We start from the raw sequence: 23,129 nt of genomic DNA, 5'->3' as shown, positions 1-23,129 counted from the left end.
AACTATTTTTTTAATGCTTCTATCAACTTATTGTCGTTAGCTTCAATAACATTAAATACAACGATTTCGCCAGCTTTATTAATTAGCATATATCTTGGAATCCAGCTAATATTTACAAAATTAGCAAAATCACAATCTTTTGCATTTGGCAAATAATAATGATCACCTTCCACATTATATTTTTTAATGCCTCTTTTCCATGCCTCTTCCCCTCTATCTAAAGACAAAAACACATATGCCGCGTTTGGAAACTGTTCTTGTAATGCTTTTACTTTTGGCATGCCCTTAATACAATCGCTACACCAAGATGCCCAAATATCTATCACAATATTTTTGCCTTTATGGGCTTCTAATATGTTTTTTAATGCTGTTGAAGTGCCATCTAAACTTATAAAAGAATCATTTAAAGCCGCTTCAGAAAATTGTGTTGGCTCTTGTGGATTACAACTAAATAAGGCTAGACACAACGTAAGGGTGTATATTATTTTTTTCATGTATTTTTTATTCTATTTAAGAGATTTCTGCCTACGCAGGATTTTACTCTAATTTAACTTTAGGATCTAACCACACGTAAATTATGTCGACAAAAATATTAATAATTACAAACATCACGGCTATAATTAACACCGAACCCATAATTACTGGCAAGTCTAAGGTATTTAATGCGTTTACTATTTCTTTACCCAAACCGTTCCATCCAAAAATATATTCAACAAAAACTGCACCTGCCAACATAGACGCAAACCATCCTGAAATTGCTGTAACTACTGGATTTAAAGCATTTTTAACCGCATGCTTTTTTATAATTTGAAATTCGCTTAACCCTTTAGCCCTCGCTGTTCTTATATAATCTTGATTAAAAACTTCTAATAGAGAATTCCTCATTAGTTGAATAACAACTGCTAACGGACGAATGCCTAATACAATTGCTGGAAGTATTAAGTTTTTCCATTTTATATGCATGCCTTCTCCAAAATCGTCTAGCTCGTAAAGGCTGCCTGTCATTTCTAAATTAGTGTAGTCGTGCAATAAATAGCCAAAAAACCACGCAAACAAAATAGCACTAAAAAATGAAGGTATACTCATACCAAACGTACTAAATATTTGAATAGTTTTATCAAGCCATCCGTCTTTATACAATGCAGATACAATACCTAATAAAACACCTAAAATAATGGCAATTATAATGGCAGACACCGCTAAAACGAAGGTATTTGGAAGAGTCTCTGATAATACTTGGCTTACGCGTTTTCCTTGTTTAGCGAAGGATTCTCTTAAATATGGCAACTTTAAAACGGTTGTGGTATTTCCTATTGTGAATACTTCTGTGGCACTATATTTCCCATCGCTAAGAAAAGTATAATCATCTGAAGTATTGGAGTGCAGTGAAATAGGTGATAAATCGTTTAAATAATAAAAATACTGTGTGCTTATAGGTTTATCGAAACCGTACTTTTTCTTTACGATAGCTAATTGCTCGCTATCATCATTTTGCCCCATCATCATTTGAGCAGGATCTCCGGGAAGTACGCTAAACAAAAAGAAAATAACAGTAACTACCCCAAGTAATGTGAGGAGCGCGTAGAATATTTTATTTAATAAGTAGTTTATCAATAAAGTATAGTTGTTACGTTTATTTAGTTAATCGGCTATAAAAAATTCTTAAGGTTTTAGCTTAACATCTATAATACCAGTAAAGGATGTATTATTGTCTAAATTATATTCATTTAATGCGCTCCCGTTTTTAATAACATTTACGCTTTCTATTCTATCTGTATTTATTGCTTCTACAGCTTGTTTTGTGCTAGGTTCATCGTTTACAAGATATGCTATTACCTCTTCTAATTTCTTAGGTTCAGCTTTCTTATCAACTTTTGGTAACTTCAAATCATCAATATCATTCCAATGCACTTTCTGCTTTACAAGGCCTTTGCTTAACTCTAGAATTCCAGGGTTTGACCGTACTACTGTTTTTAAAGCCTTTTCATCACATAAGTACCAATTAAAATCGATATTGTAAGCTCCGTTTATACGTTCTTTAGCTTCTTTACCAGACGCCGTTAAACCTATAATTTGATAATTATTTCTTCTAGCCTCATCTTGTAATGCTTTTAATTTTAAAGCTCCTCCCTGTTCAATACTTTCTAAACTATAAGATACCACAATTACTAAATGCTCTTGTTCTAGAAAGTGTGTTGTTAAATCTTCGGTATCTGTTTCAATAGAAAAATCAACTACTGGAGGCGTATAACCTTCTTGAATCACTTTGGTTTCAACACCTATAAAATCGCCTTCTACCGATGGATATGACCCATTTGTTTTAATAACTTTTTCCTCGCCATTAACATTAAATTTCCAACTATATTCTTGAATAGGCTTTGGCGCATCTTCTGGCACAAGCATACCTTCTTGAATATTTTTTCCAATAGCATAAGCTCTAAAATCTATTAGTGGTAAATGCATTAACACATGGTAACCAAACCATAAACTTAGTATAAACCCCAATAACCCAATTACCGTAGTTACTAGATTGCCAAATACAGGCTTAATATGTTTTACTCCTATAAAAAGTATTACAATCAATACTAAAAGTGCGACATCCTTCCAAAAGGATTCCCATGGTTCTAACTTTAAAAAATCACCAAAACATCCGCAGTCTTTTACTTTTTCGAAATAGGCAGCATAAAAAGTTAAAAAGGTAAAAAACACAATCATCCCCAATAAACTCCAAACTGTAAATTTGGGTTTGTAACCAATAAGAAGAAACACCCCTAAAACGACTTCAAAAACCACCACAAAAACCGAAATTATAAGCGCATAGGGTTCTAAAAAGGGAATATTTAGAACATCTGGACTAAAATATTCTTGTAATTTGTATGAAAATCCTAATGGATCGTTAAGTTTAATAAATCCTGAAAAAATGAATAAAACACCTACTAGAATTCTTGATATGCTTACTAATGCCTTCATTATTTATTTTCTTTTAAATGGATCATTGCAAAAATGGCATAATTAATCATATCTTGATAATTAGCTCCTATACCTTCACTAACTAAAGTTTTTCCTTTATTATCTTCAATTTGTTTAACTCTTAATAATTTCTGTAAAATTAAATCGGTTAAACTACTAACTCGCATATCTCTCCAAGCTTCACCATAATCATGATTTTTATCTTCCATAAGCTTTTTGGTAATGGCCGCTTTTTCGGTGTACAGTGCCGTAGCTTCTTCGGTAGACAAATCGGGTTGCTCTACAACTCCTTTATCTAATTGAATTAATGCCATAATACAGTAATTAATTATTCCAATAAATTCGCTTTCTTGTCCTTCATCAACCTTCTGAACTTCATTTTGCTGTAAGCCTCTAATACGTTGTGCTTTAATAAAAATTTGATCTGTTAACGATGGCAACCTTAGTATTCTCCAAGCGCTTCCGTAATCACTCATTTTTTTAATAAATAAACTTTTACAGGTATCTATTACGGCATCATATTGTTTTGAAGTATCTTGCATATATGGTGAACTGATTTCAATTTTGCGTAAATTTCGCTTAAATTGTTTAAAGTTCAAAAGTTTAAGGTTTAAAGTTTTGAAGACTACCTTTGATGTTTCAAATTTAAAGTTTTAGGTTTGGAATTTGATATCGGAATTTTAAGATTATGACAATTAATTGCAAAGGCAAACTTATTGATTTATCGTCACCAAAAGTGATGGGTATTTTAAATGTAACCCCAGATTCATTTTACGATGGCGGAACGCATAAAAATGAAGCTCAAATTTTAAAACATGTTGAGCAAATGCTTAACGAAGGTGCCACATTTATTGATGTTGGCGCATATAGTTCGCGTCCAAATGCCGATCATGTTAGTGAAGCGGATGAGTTGAAGCGCATTATCCCAATTATATCTTTAATTTTAAACGCTTTTCCAGAAACCTTACTATCCATAGATACCTTTAGAAGCCAAGTAGCAAAGGCCTGTATAGAAGCTGGCGCTTGTATGATAAATGATATTTCCGCAGGAAAGATAGACGAGCATATGTTACAAACCATTGCCCAATTACATGTGCCTTACATAATGATGCACATGCGGGGCACTCCACAAACCATGCAACAACAAACCGATTATAATAACCTAGTGAAAGATGTTATTTTCTATTTTTCTGAAAGAATAGCTAAAGCAAAAAAATTAGGTATAGCTGATGTTATTATAGATCCAGGTTTTGGTTTTGCTAAAACTTTAGAGCAAAATTATGAATTACTAAAGCAGTTAGAACTTTTTAAAATGATTGAAAAACCTTTACTTGTTGGTATTTCAAGGAAATCTATGATTTATAAAACCCTTGAGACCTCAGCTAAAGAAGCCTTAAACGGCACCTCTGTTTTAAATACAGTTTCCTTGCAAAAAGGCGCTTCTATTTTAAGAGTGCATGATGTTAAGGAAGCTATGGAATGTATCAAATTAACTGGATTATTAGACTATTAGATTGTTAGATTATGAAAAAACTAATATACGTATTGCTTTTAACTGTTCTCTTTTCCTGCGGAAATGATAAAGTCGTGTTACTACCGGAGATTAATCATTCTGAAATTACAGAAATCTTAGATGTTTCTCCTGGCTATTTATTTTATGATGAAACTAAAACCGAAGGTGTAGAACTAAACCGAAAAAACCTAATAAGTACCACAAATTGGCTGATTAATATCGATAAACGCTTAACACTGAAACAAGTTATTCCGCATATAAAATATTTACAAGATAAAAAGGCTAATTCTAGTCATAAAAAAGAAGGCGTTAAAAATTATTATACCTGCAATGATACAAGTAAAAAAAATCTTGGCTTTATAGATTTTACAGATGTAGTATATTTTACAGACAGCAAAGGATATAAACACGACGTAAAAACCGACCACGCTAATATAATATTCCTCAACCAAAACGATATAAGAATTATTACTTCGGACACCAAAGTAATTGAAACCGAAAAAACAACATTAACAGGGACTATTAAGGAACTTTTCGAATTAAAAGAAGCTCTTTTATATCTTGAATTTAATGACAATCTTAGCTTTCAAGAGTATATAACATTTAAAGCATTAATGTCTAAATTAGATCTAGAAAATATTAAAATATCAAACCACGAAATTATTTTTAATTAACCCTTTTTTACTAATTTTACCAAAACACACTTCCATTGGATATTTTTAAAGACCTTTTAAAATTCACCCTTGTCGATATTATAGATGTTATTCTAGTAGCACTACTACTCTACTATGTTTACCGACTTATTAAAGGCACCGTTGCCATTAATATTTTTATTGGAATTATTATTATTTATGGCGCTTGGATGCTAACCGATTTCTTAAATATGGAACTCCTTACCGGGATATTTGGAGGCTTTATGAAAGTTGGTATTATTGCCTTAATTGTCGTTTTTCAGCCGGAAATCAGGAAATTTTTACTTATGGTAGGCTCCACAAATTTAGGAACGCGAGGTAAATTTTTTCAACAAATAAACTTTTTAAAAACTGAAAGCACTAATGAAACCGATATTGATGCTGTGGTTTCGGCATGTAGCAAAATGTCTATGTCTAAAACCGGGGCACTTATTGTTTTTGAACGTAATAACAACCTAGATTTCTTATCGCAATCTGGAGATGAGATGAATATAAAAGTGACTCAACCCATTATAGAAAGTATCTTTTTTAAAAACAGTCCTTTACACGATGGCGCTATAGTGGTTAGCAATAATATTGTAAAAGCCACTCGTGTTATATTACCTGTAAATAACGAAAAAAATATTCCACAGCGTTTTGGTTTAAGGCATAGAGCCGCTATTGGTGTTACCGAAAAAACCGATGCGCTAGCCTTGGTTGTAAGTGAAGAAACCGGACATATTTCTTATTTTAAGGATGGGGAATTTGTAGTTTTTGAGGACAGTACAGAATTAACTACTATGATTAAAACCGATTTAGCATAATATGAATTTCTAAATGATATTCTAATTCCCCCAAACACGTGTTAATTAAGCCACTTCTTCTTTTAAAAACTGAACCTCATACAAATTCCTGTAATAGCCATTTTCTTTTTTAAGAAGCTCATTATGCGTTCCTTTTTCTACAATTTCACCTGCATCCATAACAATAATTTTGTCCGCTTTTTTAATTGTTGCTAAACGGTGGGCAATCACTATAGATGTTCGTCCTTTGGTAATCTTATCGGTGGCATTTTGTATCAGTTGTTCTGAATATGAATCTACAGATGATGTGGCTTCATCCAAAACCAAAATACTTGGGTTCGTAACGTAAGCACGCAGAAACGAAATTAATTGACGTTGTCCTGAAGATAACATGACACCACGTTCTTTAACATTGTAATTATATCCCTCTGGTAGGCTCATAATAAAATCATGAATACCGATATCTTTCGCGGCTTGATAAACTTGCTCCTCGGTAATTTCGGGATGATCGAGAGTAATATTATTCAAAATGGTATCTGCAAACAAAAACACATCCTGTAAAACCACAGCTATTTGATTTCTTAAAGCCGCTAAAGTCACGTTTTTTATATCAATACCATCAACGCTAATAACACCACCACCAATTTCATAAAAACGATTAAGTAAATTAATAATCGTCGATTTCCCTGCACCTGTTGCTCCAACTATAGCCACAGTTTCGCCCGCCTTTACATCAAAAGAAATCCCTTTAAGCACTTCTTCATCTTCAACATAGCTAAAATGCACACCTTCAAACTTTATATTGCCTTTAAAAGATTCTGGAATCTGTGTTCCATGATCATCAATTTGCGAGGTTGTATCAATTACCTTAAACACACGAGTAGCAGCTACCATTCCCATTTGCAGAGTATTAAACTTATCTGCTATTTGGCGCAACGGTCTAAACAGCAAAGGCATAAACATAACAAAAGCAACCAAATCACCTTGTGTAATAGCACTATCGTCCACAATCATTCGTAATCCACCATACCAAGCTACCAAACCAATGGTAATCGATGCGCATAAATCTGGTAAAGGAAAAAATATAGAGTTATACCAAACCGTTTTAAGCCAACCTTTTTTATGGCGCTCATTAATTTCCTTAAAGTTTTTATACTCGACATCTTCTCGTGTAAACAGTTGTAAAATTTTCATACCCGTTAAACGCTCTTGCACAAAACTATTTAGGTTAGAAACTTCGGTTCGTACCTCCTCAAAGGCCTTTTTCATATATTTCTGAAAAATTCTTGTGGCATAAACCAACAACGGCATCATTATAAAAACAATTAAGCTAAGCTTAAAATTTATATATATCATAACCCCAAAAACCACGACCATAGTCAATAAATCTTTAAAAATCATGAATAAACCTTGCCCAAAAATATCGGCAATACGCTCCATATCGGTTACCGCACGAGTAATGAGTAAGCCAACCGAGGAGTTGTCGTAATATTTCATTTTAAAACGCAGTAAATGGTCAAACAATTTTACACGCACATCCTTAACCAAATTCTGCCCCAACCAAGCTGCATAATAAATAAATAACAACTGAAAAACAGTTTGCACAATCAATACTACAAGCATCAAAATAATATAAAACAAAAAGTCTTTTTCAACTCTATTTGCTATACTATCATCAATGGCGTACTTAGTAATATATGGCGTTGCAGCACTAAAAATAGCCAATAAAATCACCAAAACATTAAGCCCTAAAAACACTGCTTTATAAGGTTTTATATACTCAAAGAGGCGCTTAAAAAGCTTAAAATCAAATATATTTTCTTTCGTTTTACTCATTTATAATTTTATATCTTTTGGGTACTCAATATCTGTTAAATACAAACCATGCGCTGGTACCGAAAATCCGGCTTCACTCCTGTTTTTAGAAGCTATAATAGCATGTAAACTTTCAACCTCAACTTTACCAAGTCCAATATTAATCATGGTTCCCACAATGGCACGTACCATGTTTCTTAAAAATCTATTCGCTTTAATTACAAAATGTAACTCCCCATTTTTAACTAACCATTCGGCTTGCATAATGTCGCAATTATAGGTTTTAACATCGGTATGCGTTTTAGAAAAACATTGAAAATCTTTATAGTCAAGTAAAATTTTCGCAGCGGCATTCATTTTATCCACATCCAAAGCATGCTTTACATAAAAACAATGGTCTACATTAAACACATTTTTCTCAATCGTCACGCGGTACACATACGCCCTACTCAAAGCATGAAATCGAGCATGAATATCTGCCTTAACCTTAAAAATATCTCGGATGGCAACATCGGCAGGTAAAAAAGAATTTAGCTTGTAAATTAATTTAGGCGAATCGAAAACAACATCAGTATCAAAATGAGCAAATAGTTGTGTTGCATGTACGCCAGCATCCGTTCTTCCTGCACCCATAATCGAAATAGGCACTCCCAACAAGGTGCTTAAAGCTTTTTCAACAACCTCCTGAACTGTTATCGCATTTGGCTGAATTTGCCAACCATGGTAAGCTTTACCATTATAAGAAAGTTCTACAAAATACCGCAACACTTTTGTTTTTATCAAGTCACAAAGATAACTAGATTTAAGCTTCCTATAAAGCGCGACATCTTAATTATATATTAAAAGATTACTAGTTTTACTTCAAGCAATGCGACAAAGGAGTATTGTATCGAGAAGCTGGGCACTTATCTGCTGGCAGGTTACTACAAGGGTCGGATTTTCACTACTTACTCCTTCCTTCGTCATGGAGTTCAAACATGCCGTTCAATCCCTAACGTAATTAACCACCAATGTCCTTTCAAGGATGGACGAAGTGGCAATCTGTTTAATTTAATAAACCTAAAAACAATATTATCAAGTTTTTAAAAGGATTTCAAACAAACCTCTCAATCTGCAACTCCATTTACATTACAAATGAAATCTGCTAGATATTTTGTCTAAACACAATGAATCCCTGTAGAAATGCAACATCGTTCAAATAGGAGAATTCCAAACCATTAAATAACTTATTGGATAATATTCAAATAACTTAAAATACAAATTAATAGCACTTTATGGATATTATCTTAATTCTTAAAATATTTGTTACTAACCTTCTTTCTTAACTTTACAATTTATTCCAAATGTTTAGGATTTCATAAATCAACAAACTTAATAAGTAAAGAAGTTTAAACCAATAATCCATAACTTTACCAACATATCATTTTACTAAAAAATTAATGACCAAAATACTCCTTTTATCAGACACGCACAGTTATATAGATAATGACATTTTAAAGTATGTAAAGCAAGCTGATGAAGTTTGGCATGCAGGAGATATTGGCGATTTACAAGTTACTGATGCCATTAAAGCTTTAAAACCCCTTCGAGGCGTTTATGGCAATATTGATGGCGCAGAAGTACGTGTAGAATTCCCCGAACACAATCGTTTTATGTGCGAAGGTGTTGATGTGTGGATCACGCATATAGGAGGTTATCCACCTAAATATAATATTAGAGTTAGTGAAGCTATAAAAACAAATCCTCCAAGACTTTTTATTTGCGGCCATTCGCATATTTTAAAAGTAATGCCTGATAAAAAACTAAACCTTATACATATGAATCCTGGCGCCGTTGGAAAACACGGTTTTCACAAAGTAAGAACCATGCTTCGTTTTACCATAGATGGTAAAAAAATTGATAACCTAGAGGTTATTGAATTTCCCGTTAGGCATCCTAAAGGCATGTAATACTTTTATGTGATGCTTTGATGAATTTTATCGAGGCCACAGTTATGCATAAAATCATTACTAAATACTTGCATTGAAGGTATAGACATGAGTTGGTTTCTTGCATTAATCCAGGAGTCTACAGCTGTATTGCCGTACATGTTTCTAATAAGGTTTTCATTTAAATTAAAGTTTATTTTCCCCCAATGTAAAGTGTACCTTATGTTTTGTTGCTCCATTTTGTTCCAAACGGCAGTATAAAAATTTCTGGCTACTTGTCCATCTATCCCATCCATTTCTAAAACACAGGTATTATCAAATTTTGTAAACCCTAAGGTAGCTTTGGTTCCTTTTACATAACGTAAGGACAAACCGCCTGGGAATGGCGTGTGTTTATTAACCTCCATGATTAGCTCCACTACTTTGGGTGAATCTTCTATATCTATACCCATGGCTGCACTAGCTACTTTACCCAAAAACTTGGTGTAATTAAAGATTTCTTTAATGGTACCAGTAACAACATCTTGTGGCGCAAATGCCCTTTTGTACATAGAATTTACTAACGGCGGAACTGCTAAATCTGATACAGGCGATAAATCATCTAAAAGCTTTGAAATAATACCAAGTAAATCTTCGCCAAAAGAAAACTCGTTTGGTCGTTTTAAAAATTGGTGCCCATCGTGATAAGGCCGTTTAAACATGTATTTTAAAAAGGCGCCTTTTTCTGTATTATTGGGAGCAAACTTGTGTAAATTAAATAAAACCTCAAAATGATAAAGGTTAGTACTGCCATCGGTAGCAGCAATATTAAGATCGGTTACATCTAGAGATTGCATGGCTTTTTTTAAGGGTTCACTATAAGCAATATTACCTACTCTGTGTTCTTCTAATAAAAACTGAGGTTCAGTTTCTATCATGACACCATGAATAAAACCAAAGCTTCCAAAACTTACCAAAGCGGCGTTAAACTGGGCGTCGTTTGATATGAGTTCTGCTCCTAACCAATCTACCATGTCTTGTGAAGCAACAGGATACGATTTGCGCTCTAACCATATATGTTTGTCTTCGCTGGTTATGATATGTAGCCCCACAACAGCATCTTGAATGGCACCAACACGAATTCCAGCACCATGAGTTCCTGTAGATAAAGCTCCTGCTATGGTTTGTCCGTTACTGGCTCCTGAAGCTTTTATAGAACGTTGCGGACGCTTTTGCGACAACCTGTTGTTTAACTCGTAAATGGCAACTCCACACTGCACAAAATAAAGATCGTCTGGTGTTTTTGTATACTGTTGACTGACTTGCTTTTGTTTAGGCTGAAATGAAAAATTTAATGAGGCTGTATCCACCAAGCCGCCTTTTGTAACCCCTACTTTAGAAAATGACCAACCTTTACCCATAGCACGAAGTTTTAAGGTATTATTTATGGCATGATTAATTAGCCATTGAAAATTTTTGGTAGTTGCCGCATAGCGTTCTCTTGCCGAAGCCCCTGGTGGGTTCCACAGTGAAAAGGAGGCATTATCTTCCAATTTATGGGTAAAGTTTTCATGTTTGTTAGTCCATGAGCCAATAGGCAACCTATCTATTCCTTCTGGTATCATTTTTTTTAGTATTTTAAAGTTCAAAACTCCTCTTCGCCATCACAAGGTTTTGCACAACCATACTTTACTTTTCGATGGTTAACAATACCAAGAGTGATAAGGCTTAATGCAAAATCGGTTATCGACGTTTTAACTTCCACCCATGCTATGGCTTGGGAGCGACATGGGCACTCCACACCTTCCGTATCCGGGTGTAAATCGACACGTTTAACTTTCCCTAAACCCCACAAATAACTCCAGTTGGATTTTTCGTGACATTCTAGATTTACAACATTGGCATCATGTGGAGTTGCTTCAACCCGCGTACTTACACAGGATGAACAGCAAAACCAGATACTTAACACAAAAATAATAAGTTGTTTTGATTTCATAATAACACTATTTTAATGATATAGAAACCAATTTACTACCCCGTAAAATATTTCGTAATCATTAGTTTATCGTAATAAGAACTTAAATTCTTAAAGCGACATAAATATTGCTATGTAATTAAATAAGGAAGAAACAAATTTGTAATAAATCTGCTCTATAAAGTAACGACTAATTTTCGTAAAATCAAAGCACTAACCAACTAAAACGAAGGTTTTACGACCTCAAAATTTTCAAATACTGATTAAAAAAGGTTAAAAAACAGCTTAGGATATTGTTTGCTCTAGGGATTGAAAAGGAAAGCCCACAGCCCGTCGAAGGAGACAGGAGAACTTGTATTGAAACATTTATGTTCATGAATTCAAAATAGAAAGAAATAAAAGCCATACCCTTGAATAGCGCTCAAATTTTAAAAAAAGCATGCGTTTTCGCTTGATTAGTTGTAATTTTGCACTTTTAAAAAACAGAAAAGATTATTATTTATGAGTCAAGTAAAAGAAAATGATACGGTAAAAGTACATTACACAGGAAAATTAGGTAACGGACAGGTTTTTGATAGCTCGTTGGAGCGCGAACCACTAGAGGTAACTTTAGGTCAAGGTATGTTAATTCCTGGTTTTGAAAAAGGTATTATTTCGATGGAATTAAACGAAAAGAAAACTATTAATATTCCTGTTGCTGAGGCTTATGGTGAGGTACGTAAAGAGTTATTTTACGATGTAAAAAAGGAACAATTACCACAAGATATGGCTCCTGAGGTTGGTATGGGATTAGCATCGAAAGATGAAAATGGCAGAGAAGTACAGTTTCGTATTGCAGAAGTAAAAGAAGATTTTATTATTGTTGATGCTAACCACCCGTTGGCTGGACATGATTTAACTTTTGATTTAGAGCTTATTGAGATAAAGTAACATTTGTTTAAATACATATTTAAAAGCCTGGAGATACTCTAGGCTTTTTTTTGTGCTAAAAAATAACCTAAGCCTGTACAATAAAGTTGAGTATTTCACTCTTTTATAGAGATTAAAGAAGACATTAAAACCTCCGGTAAATTCCCCTCACTTAAAACTAAAAAACCCAAAGCATTCGCTTTGGGTTTTAGCACTAATACTACTAAGATGTTAGGTTTATCGCAATCTATCAACAGATTTTACAAGTTCTTCATCCTTCTTGATGGCCTTATTAGCTAATGCCAATAACACGATAGAAACAATAGGGAGAAGCATCCCAATACCTTTCTCAGAAACCGCCGTCTCTCCAGATACATTTAGTGATTGATACACGAAAAATCCTAGTAAAATAAAGTTTAATATGATGTTAAGTCGCCCCAATACAAATTGAGACTTCCTATTTTTAAACATAAAAATGGCTACTAACGATAATACTGCCGAAGCTAAAAATAGTCCTAAATACAGTAATTCGTCTTTTGCAAACACACTTACACCGCTATCCGTAATCCATAAATGGAAAACAAAAATAAGGCCCGCAGATACTCCTGAAGCCAATAAAAGGTATATAGTTTGAATACGTTGTAGCATACTTTTTTAATAACTAGACCGCAAAAATAATAGAATTAATGTTAAAAAATAAAATAAAGTTGTATTATTGCATTAATAATTCACAACAACCGCACTTACAAGCGGTTAATTCTTCAAGATTTAAAAAAATCATATTTCAGTATTACTCACGTTAGTAATCAATATAATATCCAATTAAACATAAATGTTTGAAATTTCACAATTAAAAGAGAAAAAACTCACTGATTTACAGGAGATTGCTAAAAAATTGAACGTTCCGAAATACCGTTCATTAAAAAAATTAGATTTAGTTTACCAAATTCTCGATCAACAAGCTGCCGATCCTAAAGCAGTTAAAGCTGTAGTTCCAGAAACAAAACCAGAAACTAAAGCAGAACCAGATGCTGAAAAGCCTGCTAGAAAACCTAGACAGCGTGTACAAAAACCCGTAAAAGCTGCTGAAAAAGCACCAACCAAAGATAACGCTGTAGAAAGCAAACCTGAACAGGTTACCGCACCAAAGCCAGAAGCACAACAAGCTAAAGAAGAAAAAAAACCAGTACATAAGCCTAACCCTAGGCCAAAAAGTGATACAAAAAAACCTAACCCTAGGCCTCAAAATAAAAACCAACATAAAAACCAAAAAAACGGTAATGTTGATAAGGGAAACAAAGATAGCCGTAATCGTTATCGTGAGCCGGATTATGAGTTTGATGCCATTATAGAAAGTGAAGGTGTTTTAGACATTATGCAAGATGGTTATGGATTTTTACGCTCGTCTGATTATAACTATTTATCATCGCCAGATGATATATATGTATCGCAATCTCAAATTCGTTTATTCGGCTTAAAAGTTGGAGATACTGTATTTGGAAATGTAAGACCTCCTAAAGAAGGTGAAAAATATTTCCCATTAATTAAGGTAAGTAAAATTAACGGACAGAACCCTAATGTTGTTAGAGATCGTGTGTCTTTCGAGCATTTAACACCGTTATTTCCTCAAGAAAAATTTAATATAGCAGAACGACAAAGTACGATATCTACGCGTATTATGGATTTATTTGCTCCTATTGGAAAAGGACAACGTGGTATGATTGTATCTCAACCAAAAACGGGTAAAACCATGCTACTTAAGGATGTTGCTAATGCTATTGCAGCCAACCACCCTGAGGTTTATCAAATGATCCTATTAATTGATGAACGTCCGGAAGAGGTAACTGATATGCAACGTAATGTGCGAGGTGAAGTAATAGCTTCAACTTTTGACAAGGAAGCCCATGAGCACGTAAAAATTGCAAATATCGTACTTGAAAAAGCAAAACGATTGGTAGAATGTGGTCACGATGTAGTCATCTTACTAGATTCAATTACACGTTTGGCTAGAGCTTATAACTCCGTACAACCGGCATCTGGTAAAATATTAAGTGGTGGTGTTGATGCTAATGCTTTACATAAACCAAAACGTTTCTTTGGTGCTGCTCGTAATATAGAAAACGGAGGTTCTCTAACTATTATAGCAACAGCACTTACCGAAACAGGTTCCAAAATGGACGAAGTTATTTTCGAAGAATTTAAAGGAACCGGTAACATGGAGCTTCAATTGGATAGAAAAATATCTAACCGTAGAATTTTCCCTGCTATCGATCTTACATCATCAAGTACACGTCGTGATGATATTTTATTAGACGATGTTACCGTACAACGTATGTGGGTTATGCGTAAATACCTTGCCGATATGAATCCTGTGGAGGCTATGGAATTTATTAACGACCGATTCAAGCAAACTAAAAATAACGAGGAGTTTTTAATTTCTATGAACGGATAATTAAAAAACGATTTAAATCCGTGTAAACGGAAAATAGTATAAAAAGCCTTAGCATTAACTGTTAAGGCTTTTTTTATGCCTTACTTCCTATGTTTCAACACTATTTTAAGGGGTGTTAAAAATTTGGGCGTTACCACAAGGGTCGGGCTTTCCAGTATATCTTTTTTTATGTCGTGGCAAGGTCGCAGCACCTAGCCTACCTTTTCAAATATAGTTCCAAGCTTAAACTACGCTTAAATTAAAAAAAAAAGGATGCCCTTTCAATCCCTAACGCGGGTTAGCAACATATTTCTTGTCCCTATTAAATTTCAAATTAAAGCAACAAAAAAGCCTTAGCAAAAAGGATGCCAAGGCTTTATTTATAATGTAGTTGTCTTTTAGTAATTATTTAAAAGATCTCTATATTCCTTTAAATCGGCTATATTCCCTTTGTTATTAAGGTTTTTCATAAGAGCAATAACATACTTTAAGCTTTCAACAGGTGCAACCTCATCAGTAGCCTCAACCTCAGCATCTTCCTCAATAGGCTCATCATCAGGCATAGGTATCATAAACGACTCAGTAGCTTGAATATGCTCGTAAGTTAACCTAAGTACTTTTACTACTAAAGGAATTTGTTCCTCTAAAGCATAAGTTCTCAATTCCTTAATATCATCTATTAATGTATCCGTATTAATTCCTGTCTTATCTAAATTTTTAAGAATCGTGTCGATTAATTTTATTGCTTTTTTATTTTCCAAAAGAGGGTGTGTTTTTTAAACTTATTATAATTGCAAATTTAAATTTTTATTGAATCATAAGCCGTTAATTGCTCATATTTTTTTTCATTTTATTTTACTTTCAAAAGCTCTTCTTCAGTAAAACCTAAACCATCAATAGGTTTTTGTTCTCTTAAGGACTTTATTTTATCAATAGATATATTTTTTGCCTTGCCAGGAAAAGCATTGCGTAAATACTCAATAATACTCTGTATCTCTTTATCGCTAAAATCAGGGTTATTTGCCAAACCAGGCATAGCAATATTTAACTCGTATAACTTACCATTTACATGTATTGGCCCAGATAAACCATGCAATATTACTAGAGCCAAACGTTCAGATGATTCGGTAACGTATTCAGAATTTTGTAATGGCGGAGCTAAACTCTCTATCCCTTCGCCTTCTACACCATGACAAGTGGCACACAAATTTCTAAATATATTATAGCCTGCAATTCTATTATCCATCTTTGCTTTTTTAGCGCTAAAAATAATATTTCGCTTATTTTCAGACCTATTATGGATGGTGGTTTTTAATATTTCGGCTATTAAATTATTTTCCGGGGCCTTAAGCATATCACCCAAAAAGGCTTTATAGCTTTCTTCCTCGCCTCGTAAACTAGTTATTAGTGCTTCTTGGTAACCAATTTTATTGTTATATCTAAAAGACAAATTCCTAACTAAAGGAAATAATTCGTCTTTAGAAAAAGCCATCCAGTTTCCCAAAGCGCTTAAAACATACAAATCTATGGTTGGATTATTTTTTAAAGTTAGATGTTTTACAATTTTAACTATCGATAAACTCCGATCTTGAGTGGCAAATTGCTCCATTAAAAGTATAGCATGACTTATAACACTTTCGCTACTTTTAGAATACAATACCTTTTCTAAAACTTCAAAGTTAAGCGCACTAAGACCTTCTAATGTATACAAGGCATGTAATTTAGAAATAGAATTACTAGACTCATCTAGTACAATCTTTTTTAATAACGGGATTGCTTTTGTTTCCTTTTTTAATATTAATACCTGTTGAGCTCTATCGCGTATCCAACCATTTTTATGGTTTAATAAGTCTACCAATTCAGAACTACTTTGTTCCGCTACATTAATAAAAGTATCCTGCTTACTCTTATTATGGCTAACTTTTAAAATACGCCCCATACCTATTATGGTATCTAACTGTTTTTTGGCATATAGTTTTTGCAAATACGGCGTTAAAAAGGCTTTATCCTGTATAATACCTCGATGCATATCCACAACATACATATTCCCGTCCGGACCATTAAACAGGTTAACGGGTCTAAAGCCTTCATCGGTTGATGCAATAAACTCTTTATTCGGAATAGCCTGTTCTGCAGTAACCTTACCTCCCTTAAAAGATAAAATATTGCGTTTAACTATATTAGCTTCTGGTGCACATATAAAAGCATTTTGTAAATAGTCCTCAGGAAATTTATCGCCACGGTATATTAAAGGACCGCAAGCCGAAGTAACATTTAGCAATAAACTATCGGCATCTAAAACCCCCTTTTGATACCCTCTATTTACCGCAGTTGGATGTAAAGGATAAACTCTTTGGTTAGGTGTAAGTACTTTATTTAAAAGACTATTGGGCTTGTAATACTCATTTTTAATAACCGTATTTGGAAGTACATAATCGCCTAATAGTTGTCTCGAATTAGTATTATAATAAAGTCTACCAAAATTATCTTTAGTTATTCCCCATTGTCCTCTAAAAGTGGTTGGCTCTTTAATCCATTGGTTATTTTTTCGTTGATAACGAAAATTAGATTTTGCATTATAAATCCAATTATCCAAATGCATCATAAGTCCGTTTGGTTGATGCTCCACATTCCCCCCATCAGAATACAATGAATCTACAAGAACTTTATTTATAGGCTTATCATTTTCAATATCTACAAACCAAAGGTTAGGCGGTTCGGCATATAAAAGTCCGCCATAAACATGCGCAATAGCTCTTGGCAGCACCAAACTATCAATAAATATTTTAGCATGATCAGTTACGCCGTCTTTATCTAAATCCTCTAAAATGGTAATTCTTCCATTAGGTTCATGGTCGCCTGTACCTGCAAGATTTTGCATATACCCTTTCATTTCCACAACCCACATGCGTCCATTATTATCAAAATCCATGGTTACTGGAGCTTCAATAAAAGGTTCGGATGCCGCTACATGTAATTCAAATCCTTTTTCAATTTGGTATTGATTGAGTGCTATTTTTGGTTCGTCGTACTTTTTAGAAGTACAAGCCGTAATAAAAAGTAATAAAGCACATAGAAAAAGGAACCTTAATTTAAGGTTAAAACTATTTATATTAAGATATTCTGAAAAGTTGGAGTTGTTTTTCATGAAGTAATACAATTCTTATTTTGTATAATTTTTACTTGCATTTGCACAAAGATTGCATTATAAATTTCAATGCACAAAAAAAGCCTCTCATTTCTGAGAAGCTTTAAGTATTTTTTAACTTTAAATGTAATTAAAGTGCAGCAACATGTTTTGCTAAACCAGACTTAAGGTTAGCCGCTTTGTTAGCATGAATTACGTTTTTCTTAGCTAATCTATCTAACATAGATACAACAGAAGGGAACATAGTTTCTGCTTCTTTCTTATCTGTTAACTCACGTAATTTCTTGATAGCATTACGAGTTGTTTTATGCTGATACTTGTTAATTAAACGCTTAGATTCGTTACTTCTAATTCTTTTTAATGCTGACTTGTGATTTGCCATTTTGTTTCTTTCTTAATTTTTTAATTGTAGCCCGTAGGGGAATCGAACCCCTCTTACATGGATGAAAACCATGCGTCCTAGCCGATAGACGAACGGGCCATTTTATTTTGAGTGCGCAAATATAAAACTTTATTTTAAACTTGCAAAAAATATTTTCAAATAACTTGCAACGTTCCCATTGCGGATGCAAAAATACAACTATTTTTAAATGTTGCAAGAACTAAATAAAATATTTTCAAAAAATTTTATTTAGTTCCGTTTTTCAACACCAATTAATACGCTTTTGCGAACAATACTCTACGTTTCGAAGGGTTACCAGAATATACACAAATTCCAGCCTCAACCGTACCCTCTAGAGGAATACAACGAATTGTTGCTTTAGTTAGCTCTTTTATTTTGTCTTCGGTTTCAATAGTACCGTCCCAATGTGCAGAAATAAACCCTGTTTTTGTTTCCAATACCGTTTTAAATTCTTCGAATGTATCCACCTCGGTAATATGTTCGTTTCTAAAATCTAAAGCTTTTGTAAATAAAGCGCTTTGAATTTCCTTTAAAAGTCCTTCAATTTTATCATTTAAGCCATCCAGAGCTACTACTTCTTTTGTTAACGTATCTCTACGAGCAATTTCAACCGTTCCATTCGCTAGATCTCTGGCCCCAATGGCTAGCCTTAAAGGCACACCTTGTAATTCGTGCTGCGCAAATTTAGCTCCTGGTCTATGTGTAGTTCTATTATCAAATTTAACAGAAATGTTTTTTGATCGTAAATCACTTTGTATTCTGTTAACCACTTCAGTAATCGCCTCTAAATCTTCATCACTCTTATATATAGGAATAATAACAACCTGATTTGGAGCTAAACTAGGAGGTAAAACTAAACCATGATCATCACTGTGCGTCATTATAAGGGCTCCCATTAATCGTGTGGACACACCCCAAGAGGTTGCCCAAACGTAATCTTGCTTACCTTCTTTATTAGCGTATTTAACGTCGAATGCTTTTGCAAAATTTTGACCTAAAAAGTGTGATGTCCCTGCCTGCAACGCTTTACCATCTTGCATTAATGCTTCTATACAATAGGTTTCATCGGCTCCTGCAAAACGCTCACTTTCTGTTTTTAAACCTTGAATAACTGGAATAGCCATAAAATTCTCAACAAATGTTGCATATACGTTATTCATTAATTCAGCTTCTGCTACTGCTTCTTGTTTAGTTTCATGTGCCGTATGACCTTCTTGCCATAAAAATTCGGCCGTTCGTAAAAATAAACGGGTACGCATTTCCCAGCGTACTACATTGGCCCATTGATTTATTAAAAGAGGAAGATCTCTATAAGATTGCACCCAACCTCTAAAGGTATTCCAAATAATGGCTTCACTAGTTGGTCTTACAATAAGTTCTTCTTCCAACTTCGCTTCTGGATCTACTCTTAATTTTCCTGGTTTATCAGGATCATTTTGTAATCTATAATGCGTTACTATAGCACACTCCTTGGCGAACCCTTCAGCATTTTTTTCTTCGGCTTCAAACAAACTTTTAGGCACAAAAAGAGGAAAATAAGCGTTTTGATGTCCTGTTTCTTTAAACATTTTATCTAATTCTGCCTGCATTTTTTCCCAAATTGCAAAACCATAGGGCTTGATTACCATACACCCTCTAACCGCCGAATTCTCTGCTAGGTCTGCTTTGACCACCAATTCGTTATACCATTTTGAATAATCTTCCGATCTACTAGTAAGTTTTTTGCTCATATCTTTGTTTTGGCACAAATATTGTGACTATGTTAAAAAGAGAAATAGTTCAGCAAAACTAACTATTTTTGTCATGTTCAACAATAAAATTAAAGAGATATGCAATTTAACAACTACATAAAAGGAAAAGTACCATTTTTAGCCCTAGTTGGGTTAGCTTTTGGGCTTGTTTCTTGCGGTTCTTATCAATACGTTGGTGTGGATAGCGATGGGATTTATGGCGGCACTCAACAAACTGAAGAAATTGTTGAAACTACTAATAATAATACTGGTAATTATTACCAAAACTATTTTAGAACTAAATCTATTGAATCTGAAAATATAGGCTATGAAGATGAAATTTTTACGGACATAGATTCTTATGAAAGTGAAAATTATGATGAATCAGACCCTTTAGCTAACGACTATGTAGGCTATGCAGGTTGGGGTCAAGACCCTAATGAAATAACCATCAACTTTATAAACAACGGATGGAACGACTGGGGTTGGAACGGTGGTTTTGGCTATGGATGGAATCGTTGGAACCGTTGGGGCTATAGTGGTTATTACGGAGGCGGATGGAACAATTGGGGCTATGGTGGCATATACAATCCATTTTATTACTCGCCTTATTATGGTGGCGGTTTTTATGGAGGTTTTGCTTATAACTATGGTTGGGGCTACCATGGACATTTATATTACAGAGGGAATAATAGAGGCTATAACAGAGGGTTTTACAATAGCAACTACTATAATAATAACCGACGCACGGTGTCTTATAGCAATAGCAGAAGAAACAGTTACGCTAGTACAAGCAATAATAATGTAAGCAGACGTAGTTCGGTAAGTACACAAAATAGAACAACCACATCGCGATATAACACATCTGGTAGAAGTGGTAGTGTAAGTAGAAGCTCAGCAGCTACAACAACGAGAAGAAGTTACAACCCTAACGGAACACAAGTATCTACAGGAACAACAAGACGCTCTACGGCAACAAGCACACCTTCTACAAACTCAACAGCAAGATCATCTTCTACAGCAACAAGAAGAAGCTCAAGTACCGTTTACACAAAGCCAACAACTACAACTAGAAGTTCATCGTCTAGTACAGTAAGAAGATCTACCTCTTCGCCAACAAGAACAAGCACCTACACACCTAGTAGCAGTTCTTCGAGATCAAGCAGTAGTAGTTCTGCTTCAAGATCATCTAGTAGTAGCAGAAGTTCTGGAAGCAGTTCTTCAAGTAGCGGAAGAAGACGTTAATCTTATTTATTTATAGATAAAAAATCACACATGAAAAAGTTAAATTTACTAGGCATAGCCTTACTTTCTATGTCAACAATTTACGCACAAGATATTAGCGATGCGGTACGGTTTTCGCAAAGTGAAATTCAAGGAACCGCTCGGTATAGAGCCTTAAGTGGCGCTTTTGGAGCCTTAGGTGGCGATATGAGTGCGGTTAGCACCAACCCCGCAGGTTCTGCTGTATTTTCTAGAAGTCATGCTTCCTTTTCAGGGTCGAATGTCGATTTAGAAAACACAACAAACTATTTTTCCAACACTGTTAATACAAACACCTCTAATTTTGATATTAATCAAGGTGGTGCAGCGTTTGTCTTCGCAAACCGAAATGCTAATTCACCTTGGAGAAAATTCACTTTTGGAATTGCTTACGATAGAACTAATAATTTTGATGATGTTTGGAATGCTGTTGGTTTGAATACTAATGACGATGGGCAATTTAGCAACTCTATAGCTAGTTATTTTTATGATTATGCGGATGGTTTAAGATATGGCGATATCAAAAAATTAGATGGTGAATTTCCTGAAGATGCCTATTCAGATATTGGGAACGTTTTTGGTTTTAGTCACCAGCAAGCTTTTTTGGGTGTAGAATCTAAAATATTGGTTCCAGTAGATGAAAGTGACAATAATAATTCACTTTACGACTCTAATGTTATAGCTGGAAATTTCTTTCATGATTATTTATATACTAGCACTGGTTATAACGGTAAAATATCTTTTAATCTGGCAGCACAATACGAAGATAATTTATATATAGGTATTAATTTAAATTCACATTTCATTGACTACCAAAGAAGCACATCTTTGCTCGAGGACAACTCAAATGGCGGTATAATAACCGAGATTGACTTTGAAAACAATCTATCTACTACAGGAAGTGGGTTTTCATTTCAACTAGGAGGGATTCTAAAATTAACTCCAGAACTTAGAGCTGGGGTAACTTACGACTCCCCTACTTGGTATACTATTGAAGAAGAAACAACACAGCTAGTAAATTCTAACCAAGCAGATTCCGATATCACTTATATTGGCAACATAATAAATGTTTACCCACGATATAAACTACAAACGCCTGCTAAAATCACAGGAAGTTTAGCTTATATTTTTGGAACACAAGGTTTAATTAGTTTTGATTATTCTAAAAAAGATTACGGAAAAACCAAATTTTCTCCAGAATCTGATTATTTAGACTTAAATTCAGGAATAATCGACGTTTTAACCGAAGCTTCAACCTATCGTTTTGGTGCAGAGTACAAACACAAACAACTAAGTTTTAGAGGTGGTTACCGCTTTGAAGAAAGCCCGTATGCCGATGGTGTAACGGTTGGCGATTTAACTGGTTTCTCTTTAGGGTTAGGGTACAATTTTGGAAACACCAAATTGGATTTAACCTATGATAAATGGGAACGTACAGACGAAACACCACTTTACAACCTTGGGTTAATTGATACCGCAAGTGTTACTAGAGAAAATTCAAACATTACGCTTACATTAGGTTTTAATATCTAATAAGCTTTTACAATATTTTAAAAAGCTTGAACTCTGGTTCAGGCTTTTTTTATATAAA

At 34.2% G+C, this 23,129-nt stretch carries 21 protein-coding genes and 1 tRNA gene; 8 read left to right on the top strand and 14 right to left on the bottom strand.

The genetic code is table 11. The features are described 5' to 3' along the window. Nucleotides 1-2 precede the first annotated feature (2 nt). The 4 genes from ABJM36_RS01390 to ABJM36_RS01375 are packed head-to-tail and all read right to left on the bottom strand — an operon-like array spanning nucleotide 3 to nucleotide 3,512. A complete protein-coding gene (locus ABJM36_RS01390; RefSeq protein WP_348448394.1) occupies nucleotides 3-494 on the bottom strand; it encodes a TlpA disulfide reductase family protein in 492 nt (163 codons plus the stop codon). Between the two features lie 43 nt (nucleotides 495-537). Next, nucleotides 538-1,614, bottom strand: a complete 1,077-nt coding sequence (locus ABJM36_RS01385) for an ABC transporter permease (protein WP_348448392.1) — start codon at nucleotides 1,612-1,614, stop codon at nucleotides 538-540. A 48-nt stretch (nucleotides 1,615-1,662) separates the two neighbouring features. Then, nucleotides 1,663-2,970, bottom strand: coding sequence for a BT_3928 family protein (locus ABJM36_RS01380; protein WP_348448390.1), 1,308 nt, complete (start codon nucleotides 2,968-2,970; stop codon nucleotides 1,663-1,665). Continuing rightward, complete coding sequence (locus ABJM36_RS01375) at nucleotides 2,970-3,512, bottom strand: DUF1599 domain-containing protein (RefSeq protein ID WP_348448605.1); 543 nt, start codon at nucleotides 3,510-3,512, stop codon at nucleotides 2,970-2,972. Before ABJM36_RS01375 ends, ABJM36_RS01380 begins: the two co-directional genes overlap by 1 nt. A 146-nt stretch (nucleotides 3,513-3,658) precedes the next feature. Between ABJM36_RS01375 and folP the strand changes: the two genes are divergently transcribed. Genes folP through ABJM36_RS01360 form a run of 3 tightly spaced genes read left to right on the top strand, consistent with a single transcriptional unit; the run spans nucleotide 3,659 to nucleotide 5,978 of the window. Beyond that, nucleotides 3,659-4,483 (top strand): dihydropteroate synthase, encoded by an 825-nt coding sequence (gene folP / locus ABJM36_RS01370; protein WP_348448388.1) that lies wholly within the window; start codon nucleotides 3,659-3,661, stop codon nucleotides 4,481-4,483. 11 nt (nucleotides 4,484-4,494) lie between these two features. Continuing rightward, nucleotides 4,495-5,157: a hypothetical protein gene (locus ABJM36_RS01365; protein ID WP_348448386.1), complete on the top strand. Its 663-nt coding sequence runs from the start codon at nucleotides 4,495-4,497 to the stop codon at nucleotides 5,155-5,157. A gap of 35 nt (nucleotides 5,158-5,192) precedes the next feature. Next, the gene (locus ABJM36_RS01360; protein WP_348448384.1) at nucleotides 5,193-5,978 is read left to right on the top strand and encodes a diadenylate cyclase; all 786 of its coding nucleotides are present in this window, start codon (nucleotides 5,193-5,195) and stop codon (nucleotides 5,976-5,978) included. Nucleotides 5,979-6,023: 45 nt separating this feature from the next. Here ABJM36_RS01360 and ABJM36_RS01355 read toward each other — a convergent pair whose 3' ends face one another. Both ABJM36_RS01355 and truA read right to left on the bottom strand, forming a co-directional pair. Further along, nucleotides 6,024-7,793, bottom strand: a complete 1,770-nt coding sequence (locus ABJM36_RS01355; RefSeq protein ID WP_348448382.1) for an ABC transporter ATP-binding protein — start codon at nucleotides 7,791-7,793, stop codon at nucleotides 6,024-6,026. Then, entirely contained in the window at nucleotides 7,794-8,537 is a 744-nt protein-coding gene (gene truA, locus ABJM36_RS01350; RefSeq protein WP_348448603.1) for a tRNA pseudouridine(38-40) synthase TruA, read from the bottom strand. Between the two features lie 674 nt (nucleotides 8,538-9,211). Here truA and ABJM36_RS01345 point away from each other — a divergent pair. Then, nucleotides 9,212-9,721: a metallophosphoesterase family protein gene (locus ABJM36_RS01345; RefSeq protein ID WP_348448380.1), complete on the top strand. Its 510-nt coding sequence runs from the start codon at nucleotides 9,212-9,214 to the stop codon at nucleotides 9,719-9,721. A gap of 5 nt (nucleotides 9,722-9,726) precedes the next feature. Here the strand turns inward: ABJM36_RS01345 and ABJM36_RS01340 are convergent, their stop codons facing one another. Together ABJM36_RS01340 and ABJM36_RS01335 are read right to left on the bottom strand one after the other, a co-directional pair. Then, nucleotides 9,727-11,304: an FAD-binding protein gene (locus ABJM36_RS01340; protein ID WP_348448378.1), complete on the bottom strand. Its 1,578-nt coding sequence runs from the start codon at nucleotides 11,302-11,304 to the stop codon at nucleotides 9,727-9,729. 20 nt (nucleotides 11,305-11,324) lie between these two features. Beyond that, complete coding sequence (locus ABJM36_RS01335) at nucleotides 11,325-11,675, bottom strand: hypothetical protein (RefSeq protein WP_348448376.1); 351 nt, start codon at nucleotides 11,673-11,675, stop codon at nucleotides 11,325-11,327. A gap of 480 nt (nucleotides 11,676-12,155) precedes the next feature. Here ABJM36_RS01335 and ABJM36_RS01330 point away from each other — a divergent pair, with 480 nt between their 5' ends. Continuing rightward, nucleotides 12,156-12,584, top strand: a complete 429-nt coding sequence (locus ABJM36_RS01330) for a peptidylprolyl isomerase (RefSeq protein ID WP_348448374.1) — start codon at nucleotides 12,156-12,158, stop codon at nucleotides 12,582-12,584. Between the two features lie 216 nt (nucleotides 12,585-12,800). Here ABJM36_RS01330 and ABJM36_RS01325 read toward each other — a convergent pair whose 3' ends face one another. Next, nucleotides 12,801-13,211, bottom strand: a complete 411-nt coding sequence (locus tag ABJM36_RS01325) for a DUF4293 domain-containing protein (protein ID WP_348448372.1) — start codon at nucleotides 13,209-13,211, stop codon at nucleotides 12,801-12,803. 184 nt (nucleotides 13,212-13,395) lie between these two features. Here ABJM36_RS01325 and rho point away from each other — a divergent pair, with 184 nt between their 5' ends. Then, the gene (rho, locus tag ABJM36_RS01320) at nucleotides 13,396-15,015 is read left to right on the top strand and encodes a transcription termination factor Rho (protein ID WP_348448370.1); all 1,620 of its coding nucleotides are present in this window, start codon (nucleotides 13,396-13,398) and stop codon (nucleotides 15,013-15,015) included. A 377-nt stretch (nucleotides 15,016-15,392) separates the two neighbouring features. Here rho and ABJM36_RS01315 read toward each other — a convergent pair whose 3' ends face one another. From ABJM36_RS01315 to proS, 5 genes are all read right to left on the bottom strand, one after another. Further along, entirely contained in the window at nucleotides 15,393-15,755 is a 363-nt protein-coding gene (locus tag ABJM36_RS01315) for a hypothetical protein (RefSeq protein WP_348448368.1), read from the bottom strand. A gap of 89 nt (nucleotides 15,756-15,844) precedes the next feature. Continuing rightward, nucleotides 15,845-18,142, bottom strand: coding sequence for a c-type cytochrome (locus ABJM36_RS01310; protein ID WP_348448366.1), 2,298 nt, complete (start codon nucleotides 18,140-18,142; stop codon nucleotides 15,845-15,847). A gap of 130 nt (nucleotides 18,143-18,272) precedes the next feature. Beyond that, entirely contained in the window at nucleotides 18,273-18,524 is a 252-nt protein-coding gene (rpsT, locus tag ABJM36_RS01305) for a 30S ribosomal protein S20 (protein ID WP_348448364.1), read from the bottom strand. A gap of 27 nt (nucleotides 18,525-18,551) precedes the next feature. Beyond that, nucleotides 18,552-18,623, bottom strand: a tRNA-Glu gene (locus tag ABJM36_RS01300). A 173-nt stretch (nucleotides 18,624-18,796) separates the two neighbouring features. Then, nucleotides 18,797-20,275, bottom strand: a complete 1,479-nt coding sequence (gene proS, locus ABJM36_RS01295) for a proline--tRNA ligase (protein WP_348448362.1) — start codon at nucleotides 20,273-20,275, stop codon at nucleotides 18,797-18,799. 99 nt (nucleotides 20,276-20,374) lie between these two features. On the opposite strand from proS, the gene ABJM36_RS01290 reads away from it, so the two are divergent. Beyond that, a complete protein-coding gene (locus ABJM36_RS01290; protein WP_348448360.1) occupies nucleotides 20,375-21,520 on the top strand; it encodes a hypothetical protein in 1,146 nt (381 codons plus the stop codon). Nucleotides 21,521-21,550: 30 nt separating this feature from the next. After that, nucleotides 21,551-23,071, top strand: coding sequence for an outer membrane protein transport protein (locus ABJM36_RS01285; RefSeq protein WP_348448358.1), 1,521 nt, complete (start codon nucleotides 21,551-21,553; stop codon nucleotides 23,069-23,071). Nucleotides 23,072-23,129: the final 58 nt, after the last annotated feature.

The organism is Algibacter sp. (genome assembly GCF_039977455.1).
Lineage (GTDB): Bacteria > Bacteroidota > Bacteroidia > Flavobacteriales > Flavobacteriaceae > Algibacter_B.
Note: the sequence above shows the minus strand (reverse complement) of the source record. Positions and strands in the feature narration are given on the sequence as shown.

Coding starts and splice junctions, on each gene's coding strand:
- ABJM36_RS01390 (WP_348448394.1), bottom strand. CDS start 494: ATGAAAAAAATAATATACACCCTTACGTTGTGTCTAGCCTTATTTAGT.
- ABJM36_RS01380 (WP_348448390.1), bottom strand. CDS start 2,970: ATGAAGGCATTAGTAAGCATATCAAGAATTCTAGTAGGTGTTTTATTC.
- ABJM36_RS01375 (WP_348448605.1), bottom strand. CDS start 3,512: ATGCAAGATACTTCAAAACAATATGATGCCGTAATAGATACCTGTAAA.
- folP (WP_348448388.1), top strand. CDS start 3,659: ATGACAATTAATTGCAAAGGCAAACTTATTGATTTATCGTCACCAAAA.
- ABJM36_RS01365 (WP_348448386.1), top strand. CDS start 4,495: ATGAAAAAACTAATATACGTATTGCTTTTAACTGTTCTCTTTTCCTGC.
- ABJM36_RS01355 (WP_348448382.1), bottom strand. CDS start 7,793: ATGAGTAAAACGAAAGAAAATATATTTGATTTTAAGCTTTTTAAGCGC.
- ABJM36_RS01345 (WP_348448380.1), top strand. CDS start 9,212: ATGACCAAAATACTCCTTTTATCAGACACGCACAGTTATATAGATAAT.
- ABJM36_RS01340 (WP_348448378.1), bottom strand. CDS start 11,304: ATGATACCAGAAGGAATAGATAGGTTGCCTATTGGCTCATGGACTAAC.
- ABJM36_RS01335 (WP_348448376.1), bottom strand. CDS start 11,675: ATGAAATCAAAACAACTTATTATTTTTGTGTTAAGTATCTGGTTTTGC.
- ABJM36_RS01330 (WP_348448374.1), top strand. CDS start 12,156: ATGAGTCAAGTAAAAGAAAATGATACGGTAAAAGTACATTACACAGGA.
- ABJM36_RS01325 (WP_348448372.1), bottom strand. CDS start 13,211: ATGCTACAACGTATTCAAACTATATACCTTTTATTGGCTTCAGGAGTA.
- rho (WP_348448370.1), top strand. CDS start 13,396: ATGTTTGAAATTTCACAATTAAAAGAGAAAAAACTCACTGATTTACAG.
- ABJM36_RS01310 (WP_348448366.1), bottom strand. CDS start 18,142: ATGAAAAACAACTCCAACTTTTCAGAATATCTTAATATAAATAGTTTT.
- rpsT (WP_348448364.1), bottom strand. CDS start 18,524: ATGGCAAATCACAAGTCAGCATTAAAAAGAATTAGAAGTAACGAATCT.
- proS (WP_348448362.1), bottom strand. CDS start 20,275: ATGAGCAAAAAACTTACTAGTAGATCGGAAGATTATTCAAAATGGTAT.
- ABJM36_RS01290 (WP_348448360.1), top strand. CDS start 20,375: ATGCAATTTAACAACTACATAAAAGGAAAAGTACCATTTTTAGCCCTA.
- ABJM36_RS01285 (WP_348448358.1), top strand. CDS start 21,551: ATGAAAAAGTTAAATTTACTAGGCATAGCCTTACTTTCTATGTCAACA.